Raw genomic sequence first — 18906 nt, forward strand, 5'->3', positions numbered from 1 at the left:
TACTCCGTAAAAATAGTTTCATCTCGGGAACCTTGGTGTGTACAAAACCAAGGTATGGCTTGGCTTCATTGTGTCGTTTCCCATAGCCTTCATGGGAGTTGTTTGGGGTCGCTACTTATAAGTTTCGGTTCTTCCACACGTCAGGGCCATTGGTTCGGAGAGCGAGAAATATGTTTAGCGTAGGGAATACACAGCCCAAGGTAGCCTCAGAATCCGCAACCCCTTTCCGGCAAACGGCAAGATATCATCCTTGCGGCAAGCTAACTGGGTAAGGTACTGAATGCTGAATGCTAACTGGGTAAGGTACTGAATGCTGAATGCTAAAAATAAAAAATCCCCCATTTGGGTTGGGGGATAAGAGGTTAATTTACTTCTGTTCCATCATTTTCAACAAAACCGATACAGCCTCTGCTCTTGTTGCATGATCATCAGGAGCAAATTTGTTCATACCTTTACCCGTAATAATGCCAAGCTTCTTCATTGCTGCCACTGCGCTTTTCGCCCAATTCGGAATGACCTCATCGTCCACGAAGCCCGTTGCTGTAACCTCATCGATAGGCTGACCCAGAGCGTTCGCGATCATCATTGCCATCTCCGAACGTGTAATCCCGGCACCCGGACGGAAGGTTCCGTCCCCATAGCCCTTAATAATGCCAGCTTGTACCGCCAGAGCTATCGCTTTCTTCGCCCATGTTCCAATCTCTGTGGCATCTGTGAAAGTACGCTCCGCGCCATTCCCTTGCGGCTTCAACGTATTCATCAGCATAACTGCGAATTCTGCGCGAGTCACCGTATTGTTCGGCTTAAATGTGCCATTAGCATAACCATTGACGATGCCGCTGTTTACGGCTTGCTCAATACTTGCCTTCGCCCAATGTCCCTCGATATCGCTAAATTTAACTTCTGTATCGGTTTCAGGTTTGCTCGTGGCTGAATCCACTACGAATACCGCATACTTCGTGAAGTGATCGACCTCTACGCTAATCCTATTTCCATTGATCCTACCACCTGTGACTTCCAGCCATACCTTCTTCACTTCATCATAATAGAATACGGCTGGTCTTTGGTCACTACCCACTTTAGTAAGATCAAACACGAATGTCAGTGTGACTGATTTACTGAAATTACCCGGGAAGTTTTTCAGTATTTCGAATACACGACTAGCTAGTATTTCACCATTAGATAGAAGGTTGTTCATTTCCAGCAATTTTTCTATCGTAATTGTTATATCTTTGTTCGTAGCATTCACTGGAATGTCAATCGTTACTTCGTTGTCTAGCGTAACCTTTCCTGCACTACCTGTTGGAATCGTTATCGTACCATTGGATGACGTTACATTCGTATCAATGATCGGTGTTGAATCATCACTGTTCGTAGACGATTCCTTACGCGTCACGACAACCGTATACACCTTAGATGGCCCATTCCCAACCGTTACCGTAACTGTAATCGTATTTGCTCCCACTTTAAGTGGAAGAGTAGCACTTGCAGCACCACTAGTAACAATTGTACTAGCTTCGTTATTCACAGCTACTTTCACTATTGCTGTTGAGTCTGCTACAGTTGGAGTAACTGTAAGACTAGATATTCCATACACTACATTTTGCGTATAACTCGTCTTTGCACTAGTAAACGTCTCATTCATTGTACCGCTACTTAATACTAAGTTGCTTAGATTAAGATTGGGATGAATGATCTGTTGCACCGTTGCATCTGCATATCCGTCCGCAACTACTGAGATCGTATAGGTTGCAGCAGCTAAAACGTTCGCAAATAGTGTAATCTTACCTGCTTCTATCGAGTAATCTTCTTCACTCAATATGTCCCCATTAGCAACAATTGCTGTAATCTCACCTCTCCATGTTAAATCATCAGCGAATGTAATTTCTATATCACTTAACACGTCATTATCCGTTGTATCAGTTGATAGGACTGGCGGGCTCAGTAACTGTAACCACACCGCATAGAGAGTTAAGTCATCTCCACCGTTATATGCATCTCCTGGGTCATAAACATTTCCACTACCGTCTGCTTCTGTATTCCAACCGACGAAAGTATAGCCTGTTTTGGTTAAGTTTCCACTATAATCTTCTATAATTATTTCTTGATCTTGCGTATAAATTTTAGTTGTTGGAATCGTCCCACCCGTATTACCATTTCCTGAATAGATGGCATACTTAGGACTAGGCAATTCGCTCAAGTAAGGAAAGCCATTATTATGCGTTGGATTTATCGTCCAAGTACTAGCATCGAAGGCCCAATTTGTGTAGGTTGCCTCTAGTCGCATGTCTGCTGTCGATACTGCATTGCCTTTACCAGTATCAATTTGACTTGATGTTTCCTTATTGTAGAAACCATTGCTTGTGAGAAATCCATCATATATATAACCAATCAATCCACCTTTAAAAATGTTCCCCGTTACTTTGCCTGTCGCATAATTATTATTACTGACTGTGTAGAAATTTAATCCAATCAAACCACCTACAAAGCTGTCACCAGTAACATTTCCTAGTGCGAAACTATTTGTAACAACTTCGTCATCACTATTATCATTTGGAGTATTGTTAAGACTAATTCCAATTAATCCTCCCACTATAAATCAAGCTTGAGAACAGTGAAGTGTTTCCACCCATTAAATCTTGTGACAAAGGTGCTTACTGGAAGATGACCTCATACGCTTAATATAAACAATGGACAGAGATTTTCACATTAAAAATCTCTGTCCATTGTTTAATGTGACTAGCATCAGTGTGTTGAACACTCCAGTAGTCTACATTATCCCTCAATTGACTGCTCTGACTGACCCCACTTTTCGGTTTGATTATCCATCATGTTAATATTTCTCTTTTATATTCAAAACGTACTTAGGATTAATCGATACCTTTTCATCGAGATACTTCTTCCAGCACGTATTATCTCTGCTTGGATCATTTGCTTGCTCCGTGAAATATGCCCCCATACTGTTATACTCAAAAAGGAAGTAATCCCGCCCTCTCTGATTTCCAAACAAAGCAACCATTGCGTAGTTGTAGCTAGAGCCAATAGCAATACCTGTCTTCTGCATCGGAACCCTCTTGTGTATCTCTTCTATTGTAAACGTAGCCTCATGCTCGGCGTTTTTTCCATCCATGGATTGCAAAAGTAATGCAAATAATAGATCCGCATTTGACCTCAATATGATCATTCCAATATCGAAGCCATCCGATTGGAATGTACTCCAATCATGCTTCTTAGAAACTGCTGGTGCCACTTTAGACCTGGACACTGGAATGGTTTTCACCTTATGCTTTCCAAACATCATGAGGAACTTATTCAATTCGCGTTTGTTACCTTTCGCCTCTTTGACAGCGGGAAGTAATGCCCTCAGAAAATCAGAGAAGTCCACAATGTCGTAGATACTCATGGGATTACGTTTCCAAACCCAATCCTCCCTAACAGTAGACATGAGATAATTCATGGCTCTGAAATTATGTTGATCTATAATTTCGACTTGTTCGGGATTGATTAGGTGTGACAAGAATGCCACTGTAATGAAGGATTGATGTCCCGCTAGACGTTCCTCCCAAAAGGCAAAGGAACTATCAATTTCACGATGCCCTGTTTCCGCAAACTCCGTCCAATACTTTTGTAGCTTGGCTATAATAACCTTATGTGCAGGGACATAGTTGACCTTTCCCCAATGACCGTACTTCCATTCCATCGCTTGCTTTACGTCATTTTTATCGACCACTTTTGGTTCAGGGAATACGGATAGCCATTTCATATATGGCTCTTCAGGATACTTAACGCTCTCATATTTGGATCTGTATTCGCTGAAGTGCTCAGAAATGGTCTTCGTGATGGACTCTATTTCTTTCTTCTTTAATATAGCCATAAACTGTTCCTCCTTCTTTTAATAAGTCCATTCACACAGCCAGCCTCGCATCATTTTATGGGAACTATTGTTCATCTCAAACTTCCCGCTTATTATTTACTCGCACAATTGTAGGGAGACTTCCTTTAAAGTGTAGCTCTAAATATAATATCCTGTGGGATTGTCATTATAGACAGCAAAAGGCCCCACTGTAAGGACTACAGTAGGACCAGAATTGAATTACCCTGCTTTGACAACCTTATTCTTTTTGACGCTTGGCTTTGTTACTGGCTTATTGTTTCTAGCACGTTTCTTTGAATCAGCCATTACATCCTTCATCACATCATCTATATCAAGCCCTTGTTCAAGAATAGAGTGGTTGATAGCGTGTACTAAATCATCGAAATACCACATGACCACCTTTTTATTATGCAGTCGAGCGATATGTTGACATAACGCTGTTAGTCCTTGGTCAACATTAGCTGCAATAATTAAACCAACCACGTGTACTCTTTGGTCTAAACACATCTTTAAAAACTGTTGAATCATTTCTCTTCCCTTATCACTGCTTTCAGTTACCGTCTTTTTCTCGTAGCTTTTCGCAACACCAACAAATACTGAATCGTCTACCCCAAGATTAAGAGTAAAGCTAACATCTCCAAACTCTTGCCCGTGATGAGGGTGGAGTATATGATCTGTAAACGAAATAAACGGCTTCATTACGCATAAGACACTTTTTTCAGATTGACATTGCCTACACCCCTCAACACTTTGACGACTACACTTTTCTTTCAAAATCTCAAGAATCGCCACTAACTTATTGCGCCGTTCCAGAGTGACTTCTACACTTCTAATTGGCTGGAACTGAGGGAGATCCGCGACCTTAAACATCACTTTGGATGGAGTTGAGTTGGTATAATGCATGACATTATTAGAGAAATAAAAGGACTCTTTCTCCAGCGAAAATCCTAAACTCGGAAAATACCTAGTGACCAACTGGGAGACCAATTCTGAAAATCCCGAGTTTGGGATGATTTGAATACCTTCAAAATTTGAACTCACTATTATATTATGCCCCTCGGCACACTGATAAGTTCCTTCATTATATTTTTCTCCACAGAAACTACAATTTACTTTTACTTCATCTTTTAGCAGTCGATAATGATTAAGTTCTGATTTTCCACAGCAGCTACAGCTTAATTCTATGAAGCTATCACACGTATCGCAGTATGGCGTAAAGAAGCTCGTAGAATACTTCCTTACTTGCTCCAAGAGAAACCTTGGTGTGTAGTGTAGAGCTATAGTTGTCATTCCCTGCTTCTTACATTGAACAATTCCTTTAACTACTTCAAGAATAGCCGTTCTTTCTATTTTATTAAAAGCAAATTCAACTAGGTTTATATCGCTCTCGATACCTAACGAATCCCACACTGCTTGTATGTCTCCATCTTTATAAGAACCATTGATATACCCCATTAGTTGTTTAATTCTTTTTAATCCCCAATCACGAAGTTTTGATGCCTTTAGCTGTTTAGTTAAATATAGCTTTCCCTTATTACTGTTGATTCCTAGTGTTGTATATGATGAATCCTCTACTTCTTCCTCAAAAACAGTACTGGGGGACTGGTATCCTTCATATTGTGCCAAATGAGTCGTTTTGTCCCCCATTTTAGAGTCCGATAACGTTACTCTTGTCGGCATATTGGTAGGAGGATTCGGATTATATAACGTCTTTCTTTTTAAATTATCTTTTCTAAACAAGCGATCAATCAGGCTATCGCTAATGTTTGTAGCAATGGTGAATACAGGAAACACAGCATGTATCCCATCAATTAATACACCTGTAATACTATCAGTGGGTACACTAATGCTTAGGAAACGATCTGTTACGTTAATCCAAATAAACCCATATTTTAGTTCATAAATAGAATCGTTATCTTCGGTATCAGGACTAATAAAATTATGCACTTGTTCATAAGAAAATGAGATTTCTAATGTGTCTGCTTCAACCTGAGTTTGATCAAGGAAACGGATGTTTTTCCAAACTCCCTTTGCATGTTCTCTTTCAGTCATCGAGACATTCAATTGTTCAACAGCCTTATTGTTTCCCCATTTTTTAATCATTGAACTTGACTCGAATTTTGGATCTATTGGAGTTAACAAATAAAGTCTAAAACTCGGGCGACTGCTATACCTATATTCCTCAAAACACTGTTCGACATCTAATTCGGTTATTTCAGAACTTAAATTAACCATCTTAATCAGCGTTTCTTTTTCAGTCCTGTTTAATGCTTCTTTTAAGTCTTTAGCTGTTCTTCCAGTTACACGATTAAAGCGGTTGTGTAGATCTTTCTCTTCCACCTTTTGATACAACAGTTCCCTAATAGCTGGTCTCTGAACATGAATGAGCTTGTCTGACTTTTTCATCGGGTGCCTCCCATAGGAAAAAGATTATTGCACCCTTTGTTAGCAGAAGTATATGTTGAGTGCTAATTACATTATAGGAATTTTTAGGGATATTGTAAACAAGCGTACCTAAATCACAATCGAAATACTCTGTCCCTTAAGCCTTCGCTTCATCTGGACAGCAAAAGACCCCTCTGCATGGATCGCAGAAGGGTCAGCGGTTAAAAAATGGTGTACTGTATTCTCATCGAAGTTCATTTCAATTTGATCAATGGTTCGTGTATCTTTGATCGTAATTTGCTTAATAATGAGGTGCATCAGCGTCTTTCGTTGGTCGAAGGATGATGAGTCTAGTAACTTATCGAACTTGTCTAGCAGCAACCGGACAACCTCGTAAGAAACTGGCTCCACATTATCTTCTTTTAATTCAAGTGTCAACTCCATTTTCTGGGCGTGGAGTCGGTCTAGTTCCGAATTTATATCATCGAGCCGCTTTGAGAACATACCCTTATCCAATCCGTCCATTTCGTACAGATCAAAATATATTTGTTTTCTGCCCTCAAGCTCAGTAACTTTAGAGATGATGTGATCGAGCTGTTGCTGGAGAAGTTTAATACGTTTCTTTTTCCTTTCATTGATATTCTTTACAATGGCTTTAAGAATATTAGGCTTTGCTATCACTTCTTTGACGCGATCTACCACGTATATTTCTGCCTCATGCTTACGAATGCTGTTAGCGCTGCACACTTTACTACCCTTGTTGCGAAAGTTGCTACATGAGTAGTAAAGCCTATTGATCTTAGTTCCGTCCTTTTGGCGATTCTGTGTGCGGTTTGCCACCATAGGAGCCCCACACTGAGGGCACCGTATGAGCCAAGTTAGCCGAAACTCCCCATCGAATCGCTTAAGTGAGATAACGGACACCTTCGATGACTAAAAATATAGTTAATGACTATTCCCTCATGAAATTTTGAGATGCAATGACACATTTAACTCGCTATCCAGCCAAAGCCTGTTATTGCTTGGTCCATTATGTGTTCATACACAATGTTGCTCTTAAGTGTAAAAACATCTCTTTCATAGCTTTCTGGTAAAAAGCTATTTAAGACCGCTATGATTTCACTCTTAACTCTCTCTTTCGGTTGAGGATCGTTATGCCACCCGACCACAAACAACTCCGATTTCTTCTGTATCAACGTTTCGTATAACATTTTAGCTGCTAACTTAACCTTCTTCTCTTCCGCAGCGGTTAACTTGTCTTTTCGAAGCAGGTCAAATAATTTAAGCTCTTCTTCCGTTAATTCCTCTTTGATATGGCGTTCTTCTTCTGCTTTTAGTTTCTCCATGAATTCAAGCAACTTTTCAAAGAACTCATCATTCGTTGAGCCACCTGCATTATAATTATCAATGATGTTTTGGAATAACTCAGCGAAATTACTTCTTGTGAGATTTTTCTTTAGCATTTGCTCAAGCTTCTTCGATATATAATCTCTTAAACTCGCGATTTCAATGTTCTTATACTTAACCTTTTTAAATTGCTCTCTTAACTTGTCAATATTGAGCTTAGAAAGGTCAATTTCTTTGGACTTTTTCGCTATTTCATACACAGCACCTTGCTCTGCAACAATACTTTGGTCCAGCAATGCATCAATTTTCTTGCGTGCTTCTTCTAATTTTTCAGGTCTTATTTTACCATCAATAATCCCTCTTAAGTAGAGAATAGCTTCCTTAAGTGGGTTATTCCAATTCATCTTGAAGATATCAGGACGGAGTGATTCATATAAGAGTTCTACTGTGTTCGAATATACTTTGAACTCATTCTTCCATTCATCATTTTGTAGAATCGTATTTGCAAAGCTCCCAAATAAGTCCAACATTTTGAATGTGTCATGTGTAGCAACTAATTCATTAATGTCTATTCCAATGGCAGCGCAAAATATAGTAGTGTTCTCAATGGCTTGGTTCAGAAGATCAACCAATTTTCCAATATCTTTAACAGGCATTTCATCTTCTTCTGAACTAGCATAGTCTGCAAGAGCACGTTTCATATAATTAAATACATCAAGATAATCAACAATAACTCCGTTATCCTTTCCTGGGAACACACGATTTGCTCTTGCGATCGCCTGCATAAGGGTATGCCCCTTCATCGGTTTGTCCAAATACATCGTGGATACACTTGGGGCATCAAAGCCAGTTAGCCACATAGAGCAGACAAATACCAATTGGAACGGGTGATTCTCATTCTTAAAATGATCTTCAATATCAAAGCCGTTCTCATCAACGGCAATCATAGCATCTCTATGTTTCTTAATAGATAGTCCTTGGGTTGCAAACTTTGCTTCCTCTTTGTCTTCTTCGCTAATAACAACCGCCATTTGCACATTTCGCATATAATCAACAATTTGTTTTAATTCAAGCCGCTTGGTCTCATCTCGTTCGACTGTGATTTCAATATTCAGTTTCTTGATTTCTTCTTTCCAATAGTAAGCTACTTTATCGTACATTTTAACCGCTGTGAACTTATCGATACAGATCACCATACCCTTGCCAAGAAAGCCCCTACGTGGAAAATGGTACACAATATCTTTGGCTATCACTTCAAGTCTGTCGTCACGTTTAATCACTTCAAGCTCTCTGGCATAGTGGTTCTCCAACCGCTTTTGTTCTTCATCCGTTAGATTATCCTGTTCTAAAATTTCCGAGAAGTCGGAATCCAAGAAATCATTCTTCAGTTCTACGGTTGGAACACGTTTCGTGTAGTAAAGCGGTACCGTTGCACCATCTTCAATAGACTGGGCGAAGTTATATTCGCTGACATAATTACCAAACCAAGCATGCGTTAAGTGTTTACTTCCAAGCAGTGGGGTCCCTGTAAATGCTATAAACTGTGCATTTGGCAGGCCATTCCGCATATTCTCTGCAAGGTCTTTATACTGCGTTCTGTGAGCTTCATCAACCATCACAATAATATCTTTACGCTCTGATAATACAGGATATCTCTTACCTTTATCGTATCTAAACTTGTGAATCAGTGTAAATAGAATACTCTTGTTAGTCGTGAGTTGTTGACGCAGTTTGGTGCTGTTTGCAGGACGAACATCTTCGTCCTTTGCAATAAACTCCGTTCTAAGGAAGTTCTTATAGATTTGATCGTCCAAATCTTGGCGGTCAGTAACGACCAAGAACGTAAAGTTCCCCTGACATTTATGTTTGATTTTACGTGCGAACATTACCATTGAGTAACTTTTACCACTACCCTGTGTATGCCAGAACACACCAAGTTTGCCCTTTAAACTTTCACGATTAATAAAAGCGTCAAACGCACTGTTAATACCTAAAAACTGATGATTCTTTGCTATTATTTTGGTGCGCTTACGGTCAAACAATATAAAGTTCTCTATGTAATCAATGAGTGTTTCTTTCTTCAATAGTCCGTTGATCAAATATTCAATACTAATGCCATTCTCTTTGATCTGATCTCTATCTGGTTTTTCCTTTTCACTATCTACCTTTAGCCATTCAAAGAAATGCTCATATCCTGCTTTAAAGCTGCCCACTCGGGTTTCCATACCATTAGATAGCACACAAATCTGATTGTAATTGAATAGATAAGGAATATCCTTCAGATAATCCGTTAAGTTCTTATCATAAGCATTCTTCACTAATATATTGGAGTTCTTGAGCTCTATAAACACAAGCGGCAAGCCGTTAATAAATATAATTAAATCAGGGCGTCGCCAATGGACTTCGCCCTTAATCCACATTTGTGAGACCACAGTAAAGTTATTATTTAGCGGTTCTTTGTAATCAATGATGTTGAGAGTGTTGCTCTCTTGCTTACCGTTCACTTCAAATTGGACATTGATGCCCGTTCTAAGCATTTGATAGTTTGCACAATTGATAGACATTAAATCAGCAGTATGAGGGGTAACCATCAATGTTTCAGCAACGGATTTGATAGTCTTTACAGGGATCGTAGGATTAATTTCACAAAGCTTAAGAAACAGGATGTTTGGCAACACAACCTGTTTCTTATTCTCTCTGCCTGTACCATCAGGAAGGGTTTCACGTTCTGATGTAAAACAGTTCATTGTGTCGTATCCGTTGGATTCAACCAACATCTTGATCGCCGCCTGCTCAATCATGTCCTCTGTAATGATGCGAGCCATGTGCATGTTCCCCCTTTACTATGTTATCGAAGTACCAAGAATTTCTCGGTACTTCAATATGTTAGATTACTCAGCCTCTAAACCTCTAACTTTCCACTCATTAATCGTGGCAGTAATAGGTCGCGTTGTTTGATTAGGTTTTGGTTTTTAGCCATATTACTACTAATACTATCAAGGATCGGCTTAACTACAACTTCAAATGCCGTTAGGAGTTCAATTGAAGGAATTAATACTTTGATCCGTTTCATATCTTTTATCGGTAGTTGTGGTTGGGCAGAACCAGAAGAAAACAAAGTAATTAACTGCTGAACAGAACTGCTCCTTAATAATAAATACAAAAATGATATATTTGTAACACTATTAATCGGTCTAACAATAACCATTCCAGAATTAATTCTAACGTTATTATATGGAACAAAGCTATTATACAAAGCAACATTACCAACAGTACCTCTGGTTGTTATTACTATATCGTCTCTATTTAATTTACCATTTCTCAGTTTACTATCTTTATCTTTTGTTATAAACGTATTTCTCGAATAGTCGAATCCGTTTTTTGTAACGTTTCCAGCGTTCAGAAATAGACAATAGCCCTCATCAAACATTTCATTTTGATTAGGATAGTTAGTACCTCTATCACCATCAATTACTTCTACTATTTCACTAATTTTTTTCACTTCCCAGCCGTAAGGTATCCCTTTTGAGAAGTGGGCGGATTCAAACCCTGGAAAATGAAAACGTACAAACCATTCCTTATATATTTGCTGTGCAGCTTGCACTAATAGCTCTATTCTGTGGTTATTGTTTTTAATAAGGTCATCATAAGCAGATAATATATCTGCTATTTTTTGTTGGTTTGGCACGTTGTGGACTTTCAGCCTTACATTATGCAAATGATTTTGATTTAGTGTTGGAACACCTGCACCAGAGTTATAAATCTCTAGGTGCATTGTTTGTAAATAATAATATACGTATTTCGGGAAACTGCCCTTGAAATCCTTCACGTATAATGACGTATTTAAAGGCCAGCAGTCCTCAGCGATGTATTGAACAGCACCTAAACTGCCTGAACGTCCTGTAACAACACATGGCGCTTTTATCTTAAATTGATTGTGATAACCTTTTATTGATGTTGAAGCTACAACTGGAATCTTTCCATCAACCATTTTTTCATTTGGCAAATCAAACCCTCTGTTTAACTTAATAAAATCATTGAATTTTTTAATTTCCCACATTACTCACTCACCAAAGACAACAAATTCTCCGTTATCTTCCTTTCAAGCTCTTGTGCGGTGCTGTTCAGTACTGTCAGTTCCGCGTTAAGCCGTAGCATCTCAGCATTAAATTCTTCTTTCGTCATGCCATCTTCCTCGATAACGACGCCAACATAACGTCCGGGGTTAAGCGAATAATCCTGCTCGGCTATTCCATCCTCACCATCAATCTTCGCAACTTTGCAAAGTCCGATAACATCGCAATATTTACCCTCTGGAAAACGCTCCGTTAGCCAGTCTACATTAGACTGCCAATATTTCTCGTCACTTTCCGTTTCAGCATTTTCAAGGTTAGTCTTATATTCATGAATAAGGTCAATAAACGCCTCTATCTTACCTTCATATAATCTTGAGATAATACCGAGATTCTTTATTTGCTCATCACTGAATTTAACATGGGCTCTATCAATGACGGTAAACACGTTTCTTGCATCAATGAATAGGATCTCATCTTTATTCTTCTTCTGTCTGTCAAAAAACCACAGCGTGGCGGGTAAACTTACTGTACTAAACATGTTCTTGGGCATGGTCAGCATTTGACTGATTAACCCTTCTTCAATGAGTTTTTTCCTAATATCCTTCTCACTATGACCTGCATCAGATGCAGAGTTTGCCATAACAAGAGCTGCACGACCTTTTTCATTAAGAGCGGTTGCGAACATATTAATCCAAAGATAATTACCGTTCGGCACGGTTTCAGATTGATCATTTTTAGCTTTCTTCGTCTTGTTCTGTGGTACACCATAGGTATTAAATCGTGGCTGATTCTTAACTGAATCAAGCTCTACCCCATCTACATTAAACGGCGGATTGGCCATCACATAATCAAAGGCACCCACACAATCATAAGGATCTACATAATAAGAGTTAGCTTCGGTTATTGTACCTCTAATATTGTTAAGTGCAAGGTTCATCTTTGCAAGCTTAACGGTCGCCCCAGTCTTCTCTACACCATAAGCACGCAGATTAATGTCATTCCCATTGTGTTTATGTTCTTTGATATAATGGGCTGTCTGAACAAACATTCCCCCAGATCCACATGCAGGATCTAGTATTTTACCCTCTGTCGGAGCAAGTACCTCTACCATATAACGAACAACACTTGAAGGTGTAAAGAACTCTCCACCACCTTGACCCTCCGCAAGTGCAAAGTTTCCAAGGAAGTATTCATATATTTCACCAAACACATCTATACTGATATCATCAGGAATATCTTTAAAGTTCTTTAATAGTTTCTTCAGGACTGTCTTGTCTTCCGTACCATTCACGCTATAATATTCATCTTTTGGCAAGGTGTTTTCAAGCTCGCTTGTGAATTTCTCAACCGCTACCATGGCATCCTTGACCTTCTGCGCTAAGTTTTCGCTCTCTGGTAAATTAAGAAGGTAGTTGTATTTCGCTTCATCAGGCAGATAGAACCCGCATTTCTCAATCGCTATTTCGTGGATTTCACGTTCCATTCGAGTGCCTTTTAACCTGTTATATTCAGCGTTAATCTCCGTTTCAATCTGCGAGTATTTGCTTTCTGCAAAACGGAGGAAGATAAGTCCCAATATTGGTGTGGCATATTCGGTGGATTTCAACCCTGAGTTCGCTCTAAGTTGATCCGCAGATGCCCATAAGTCAGCTTTTAATTTCTTGAATTCTTCGTTAGTCATGTGTAAACCCCTTTGATTTTCTTTGATGCAATCCTCTTAGTCTCATGGCATTAACAGTTTATATAAGAGCTACAATATATGTGCCCTAATCTATCATCTTTCAAGGGATAGCAATCATTATTGTGTATTGATTCACTTCATCAAGTATACATCACCAATGCAAGTATTGGCAGACTGTCAATACCAATTTTACGTCATTGTAAGAATAAAATATTTTAAGCATCACCATATAGGTTTCAATCAAAATGTACAAGGATCCAAATCTTACTGTCAATCTCAGCAAGAGGAAAAACTTCATACAAAAAGATAGTTGAATAACAAAAGTGCCACTCTATAAATAAAGTAGCACTTTAGCTCTTATATTAAGCAATGGTCGACAAAGGAAGAGTTTCTCTATCTTCTAAATAGAGTTTTTCAACCATTTATCTACTACCTTTTTTATATTAACTTCATTGGAATTACCAAGCCATTGATTAAAAACTTCCGGATCATCGCTACCAGGACGAGGCATTACATCATTAAACCGCACCTGAGAAGGACTTTTAACAGCATCCCCCATAATTATTGCATGTTGCTGTGGTAATATAGGAAGTTGATTTAATATATCAACATTAGCCGATGATACAAGCTGCCTAACGTAGTTTTGATCCTCTGGATTTTGTAATCGATGAACAATAAACGTGTTACATTGTGATAAAACAGTTTTTGATAGCTCAGAAGGTCTTTGAGATGAGATAATTAATGATAACCCATACTTTCTCCCTTCTCTTGCTATACGTTCAAACACACGTTTTGAGATTGAAGCGTGCTCTTTTTTTCTTTCAATTTGAGGAATGTAATTTTGGGCCTCTTCAAGTACAATAGCAATCGGGATTTTCCCACGAAGACTTTTATATTCTTCAACCTTTTCGATTCTCTGAACAAATTCAAGAAGCATACGGCCTATTAATCCTGTGATGTTTTCCAATACCTCATACGGAAGTAACGACATATCAATAATTGTTATTTGACTCCGATTCTCAGCTACTTTAACGCTTGAACCTTGACTCCTATATTTCTCGAATTCGGTTTCTTCTCCATTCTCAGAATTTAGATTTCCACCTAGTATATAAGTTAAAAAAACTACTAACGAATCTTTAAATCCCCTGCTCTTTAACATAAAAGGCGTGCTTATCCTTTCATCAGAACTATAACTCGAAATTCTTAACTTGAGACTTGAAAGATATTCTTTATATTTAGCTTGCGAAGAACCAATTTCGTTAATAGCTGAATCGATATATTCAGTAATTATCTTTTGAAAATCAAAGAAGCTAGGTATATCAACATCCTTTTCGTTTGATAATACTCTCGTCTCAGACTCAATAATTATTACATCTGTTATCTTTTTGAGCTGGATATAGGCCTCATTAACAACAGATGAACTAATATCTCCCTTAATACCGTACTCAACGTTTAAATTCCCAACTACTTTAGCCTGATGTAAAGCGTCTAACTGAATCTTAATTTGGACCACACTTGAATTATCGTTATTCTGTAACGTTTCAATTAAATCTGCTAATTCATGTATAATAAATAGCTTCAAATCTTTATCATTAGCCTCTAATAAATTGATAAGTCTTAATACTTTATTAAATATAGGTTCAGCCAATAGTTTTGATACTTCGACACTTTCAACTTGTTCAGCATTTTTCGCTAATGCAATAGCTCTCTTTAATACTGGAGCCTGCGTAAGTTGTGATGGTTCAAATAAGTAATCAAAATCATCATAATTCATAAACCAAAATGGTACTTTTAATCCCTCATTAGTGATTGTAAACGTGTTAACTCGTGCACTTAGCTCTTGCTCTTCAAATTGAAAAGCTTTTGAGTACTCACCGTTTGTATCAAAAATGATTATGTGTGCGTCCGTTAAAGTCTTTATGCCGTCAGTAGTTTGGTATTGCCCACGAAACATTGATTGAATTATTGACGCTATCGTGCAGGATTTGCCTGAACCCGTATTACCTAAAATAGCTACATGCTTATTAAAAAATTTATCAGGGTTAATCTTTACATCAAATTCAGAATATGCAGGAGACTTCCCAACGGATAAAAAATAATCTTGTTTAAAATCAATTGGACTATCTTTTGATTTATAATCAAAAATTACCTCAAGTTCCCCCCTCAATACATAGCTCACTGGATTATCTAAAATCGGAAAATTATATACACCTTGAATGTATTTGTTGTAGTTATCTATGGTTCCGATCATGGTCGCAACAACATATCTTTTAGATTTAGGCAGTAATATCGAATTCTCTGATTTTTCGAGTTCTGTTTCATCACTAATTTTAACACGCGTAATCATTGCAATTATTTTTTCTGCACCTACGGGAATAGAGACATATGAGTTAATTCGTGCTATCTCGTATATATCATTAAACCCGCTTTTAAATAGGGATTTTACATTGGCGTTAAGTTCAATCATGACTCGAAAACTATCGACACTAATTACTCTACCAATTAGTTGCTCTTGCATCATCTTCCACCTCGGATTCTTTGGTATCCGAATACAATTTTTTTAAAGTTGTTGCTACTTTTTCACGGTACTCCATTTCGTGGAAATTCGGCATAATCTTCTTTGAAAAAAGCTTAAAATCACCCAAATATGGTCCTGACAAAATTATAACTCGTGGATCATCTAGTTCTAAAAGGCGTTTAATCATCTCGTTTTCAGTCCCGTTGTAGTCAACGATTATTAATGTGAAACTCGGTATTGATAACGCTTGGTATATAATGTCATTTATATGTTCATCAAAAAAGCTATATCCGACACAAAATAATACTGACTGTGGTTGAGTAATAACTGCAGCGAATTGCCTAAATAGTTCCGAGTACGGGAAATCTAGTGAATATCCTTTTTTATGAGCCGTCGGGTATATAATGATATCTCCAGCTGCACTTAAATTGCTTCTTATCCAATCAATATGCCGTTCGACTAATCCATACTGATTTTGTGCTGAATTATCTTCGCGAACCCAACTGATTGAGCCATGAAGTTTGTAATATTTTATCATTCGTTCGATACGTCTTACTTTGCCTTCTGTGGTATTTCCTGGATAATATAGGTCATATTCATATACCTCTGGCTTAAAAGTTCGTTTATGAAAACCACTAAATCCGTTCGTATAATAAATACCTAACTCATCAAATGAATTCTCGAACGCCAAATCATAATTTGTTGTAAAAATATTTGCTCTTCTTAAGTTAAGAGGACGTTGCAAAAGAGATTTTATAAAACTATTATGGTAAGTGTACTTTCCATTTGCATACATTTCCTCTCTGGACTGATCATCAGGAGGTCGGGATTCAAGGCTATCAAGATCACATAATTTGAACAACTCTGTTTTAATCTTTACAATTAGTGCTTCTATTCTTTCAGTTGTTATTTCAATATACTTTTCTTCGCCTATATAATTGTAATTAAATCCCTTTATGACATCTCTGGAATGCTCCTGAACAAACTGTAACGCTAGTAAATAATCCAATAATTTTTCCAAGGGAACTTTTATTTCAAAAGGTTCATTTTCTTCTCTTTGAACGTTCTCAGAGTTTTGGTGCTGTTTTATTAAATGGACAAATAACGCATAAAGCTCCTCATCATCCTCCTTCAAAGCATTCTCAATTGCTATTGGAAAGTTACGTATTGATGTTGTTCCCAAATGTAAAGATGCTCCAGTGCCAAACAAAAAGCTAACATTATCTAACTGTAAATAGTTCATTAATAGCAATCTGATTTTGTCTAACAACTTTTCAGGACTCTTGCTATGTTGCTGTTCAGAGAAAAATTCCTCAACCCAATTCTTTGAACCTACATAGAGTTTACTTCTTTTTAATTTTCCAAGGTCATTGTCATCCATACTCAAACCTCCTAGTTCAGATTCTTACCTAATTCTAATACAAGAAGTACTTTTAAGAATTATTCTTCGATTTTGTGTTTCTTGCAATAGCACTTTCTATAATGAAATATGTTGCATTAAGCTCTGAGAATTAAACCCGCCGTAATTATTAGAGACATTTACTACGTATTCGACAACCTTTGCATTAATCCTGCCAGTATATGTATTTAAAATAATGCATTTTGAATACAAATAAAGCCTAAAAAACCAAGTACATCATGGCTTTTTAGGCTTTATCACATTTTATTTTACTTACCAAATATTGATGTATGGGACAATGGCCTTCTCCGACTTGATGTTGCAGTTGCGGTTTCTGATGTAGTACCACCTTGAGCCACAGAAAATATATCTACTATCTATTCACATTTAGTGAGGTTGTTGATTTCAAAGGGTTTAGTAATATGACTTTCTCCAGATAATATCTCAATTTCAACATCCCAATAAGGATAAAATTGACATTCAAATAAGCATTAAAACAAATAGTTTAGCCGTTATTTGTGATAAGGTTCCCCTCGTTTGATCTTCAACTGCCGTTAGCCAGATTACTGCTGACAACCTTTTGCAAGAAAGTAGACCAGTCCCTATCGAGCGTTCGAACGCCTACGTGAATAACAGATAATTTCAATGATTCTCTACGGTTGCTACATGACTTGTTGACTCCATGTTAATTTCACTCACGGTATTGAATGCACAAAGAGTACATCGCCTTATTAGCGATGTACTTGGAGTCACAACCTACATGTCAATTACTCCTTCTCTTCGTCACCAGTCACAATCGGATTCTCACTGTAAGAAATCCAGTCACTCCAGCTGCCTGCATATAGTTTCACTTGCTCAAAGCCCGCTTCTCGAAGCGACAGAACATTCGGACATGCTGACAGGCCGGAGCCACAGTACACAATGACTTTGTTCGCAGGGTCTAGGTTTCTGAAGCGCTCACGATGCTCATCTGAGGACTTCCAAGTTCCGTCATCGGATGCTCCATCCTTCCAAAAGGCAAGCGTAGCACCGGGAATACGACCAGCGACTGGATCAAATGGTGCCTCAACACCAAGATACTGTTTCAAATCTCGGGAATCTACAAGTGTTACATCATCTCGTCCTATCGAAGCTCTTACTTCATCTACATCTGCTAACCAGTCATTACGTAGGTTGACTTCGAATGTACGTGAAGGGGTTGTTGTCACTTCAGACGTTATCGGTAGTCCGGCGTCTTCCCAAGCTGTGTAGCCGCCATCGAGGATATACACCTGTTCATGCCCTAGATAGTTCAGAATCCACCATAATCGTGTCGCTTCTGGTCGAACCGAATCATCATACACGACAATCCGAGTCGTCTGATCTATGCCAAGTTTACCGAATTTGTCAGCGAGACGCTCTGGGTCAGGCAATGGACTTCTACCCCCATGCTCCCTGGGCGGATCAACCAAGTCTTCCTTGAAATTAATAAATACGGCACCTGGAATGTGATTTTCTGTATAAGCGTTCAGCCCATGTGATGAATCTCCGGGAGCAAAACGTACATCTGCGATAACGAGATCATCTGAACCGAGCTGCTCGAACAACCATTCCTTTGTTACTAAATTAGACATATGAGAATCCTCT

The 18906-nt window shown here is 38.3% G+C and carries 10 protein-coding genes; all 10 read right to left on the bottom strand.

What is annotated here, in order from left to right:
- Positions 1–367: 367 nt before the first annotated feature.
- Positions 368–2593 (bottom strand): S-layer homology domain-containing protein, encoded by a 2226-nt coding sequence (locus J2T13_RS11105; RefSeq protein ID WP_429371193.1) that lies wholly within the window; start codon positions 2591–2593, stop codon positions 368–370.
- A 240-nt stretch (positions 2594–2833) separates the two neighbouring features.
- Complete coding sequence (locus J2T13_RS11110; RefSeq protein ID WP_429371195.1) at positions 2834–3874, bottom strand: hypothetical protein; 1041 nt, start codon at positions 3872–3874, stop codon at positions 2834–2836.
- A 219-nt stretch (positions 3875–4093) separates the two neighbouring features.
- Positions 4094–6280, bottom strand: a complete 2187-nt coding sequence (locus tag J2T13_RS11115; RefSeq protein ID WP_429371197.1) for a hypothetical protein — start codon at positions 6278–6280, stop codon at positions 4094–4096.
- Positions 6281–6388: 108 nt separating this feature from the next.
- Positions 6389–7183 (bottom strand): zinc ribbon domain-containing protein, encoded by a 795-nt coding sequence (locus J2T13_RS11120; protein WP_429371199.1) that lies wholly within the window; start codon positions 7181–7183, stop codon positions 6389–6391.
- A 65-nt stretch (positions 7184–7248) separates the two neighbouring features.
- On the bottom strand, positions 7249–10431 hold the full coding sequence (locus tag J2T13_RS11125; RefSeq protein WP_429371201.1) for a type I restriction endonuclease subunit R: 3183 nt from the start codon (positions 10429–10431) through the stop codon (positions 7249–7251).
- A gap of 77 nt (positions 10432–10508) precedes the next feature.
- A complete protein-coding gene (locus tag J2T13_RS11130) occupies positions 10509–11666 on the bottom strand; it encodes a restriction endonuclease subunit S (protein WP_429371202.1) in 1158 nt (385 codons plus the stop codon).
- Positions 11666–13363: a type I restriction-modification system subunit M gene (locus J2T13_RS11135; RefSeq protein WP_429371204.1), complete on the bottom strand. Its 1698-nt coding sequence runs from the start codon at positions 13361–13363 to the stop codon at positions 11666–11668. Before J2T13_RS11135 ends, J2T13_RS11130 begins: the two co-directional genes overlap by 1 nt.
- Before the next feature lie 400 nt (positions 13364–13763).
- The gene (locus tag J2T13_RS11140; protein WP_429371206.1) at positions 13764–15881 is read right to left on the bottom strand and encodes an ATP-binding protein; all 2118 of its coding nucleotides are present in this window, start codon (positions 15879–15881) and stop codon (positions 13764–13766) included.
- Positions 15859–17262 carry an SIR2 family protein gene (locus J2T13_RS11145; protein ID WP_429371208.1) on the bottom strand — a complete coding sequence of 468 codons (1404 nt, stop codon included), beginning with the start codon at positions 17260–17262 and terminating at the stop codon, positions 15859–15861. The genes J2T13_RS11140 and J2T13_RS11145 overlap by 23 nt, the downstream gene beginning before the upstream one ends.
- A gap of 785 nt (positions 17263–18047) precedes the next feature.
- On the bottom strand, positions 18048–18893 hold the full coding sequence (locus J2T13_RS11150; RefSeq protein ID WP_429371210.1) for a sulfurtransferase: 846 nt from the start codon (positions 18891–18893) through the stop codon (positions 18048–18050).
- Between the last annotated feature and the right edge of the window lie 13 nt (positions 18894–18906).

Origin of the sequence: Paenibacillus sp. DS2015, from assembly GCF_050433705.1 — a bacterium.
Classification (GTDB): domain Bacteria; phylum Bacillota; class Bacilli; order Paenibacillales; family Paenibacillaceae; genus Paenibacillus_AQ.

What these genes read in the sequence shown, in the direction of transcription:
- J2T13_RS11110 (WP_429371195.1), bottom strand. Translation starts at nt 3,874, where the DNA reads ATGGCTATATTAAAGAAGAAAGAAATAGAGTCCATCACGAAGACCATT.
- J2T13_RS11135 (WP_429371204.1), bottom strand. Translation starts at nt 13,363, where the DNA reads ATGACTAACGAAGAATTCAAGAAATTAAAAGCTGACTTATGGGCATCT.
- J2T13_RS11115 (WP_429371197.1), bottom strand. Translation starts at nt 6,280, where the DNA reads ATGAAAAAGTCAGACAAGCTCATTCATGTTCAGAGACCAGCTATTAGG.
- J2T13_RS11140 (WP_429371206.1), bottom strand. Translation starts at nt 15,881, where the DNA reads ATGCAAGAGCAACTAATTGGTAGAGTAATTAGTGTCGATAGTTTTCGA.
- J2T13_RS11145 (WP_429371208.1), bottom strand. Translation starts at nt 17,262, where the DNA reads ATGGATGACAATGACCTTGGAAAATTAAAAAGAAGTAAACTCTATGTA.
- J2T13_RS11150 (WP_429371210.1), bottom strand. Translation starts at nt 18,893, where the DNA reads ATGTCTAATTTAGTAACAAAGGAATGGTTGTTCGAGCAGCTCGGTTCA.
- J2T13_RS11130 (WP_429371202.1), bottom strand. Translation starts at nt 11,666, where the DNA reads ATGTGGGAAATTAAAAAATTCAATGATTTTATTAAGTTAAACAGAGGG.
- J2T13_RS11125 (WP_429371201.1), bottom strand. Translation starts at nt 10,431, where the DNA reads ATGGCTCGCATCATTACAGAGGACATGATTGAGCAGGCGGCGATCAAG.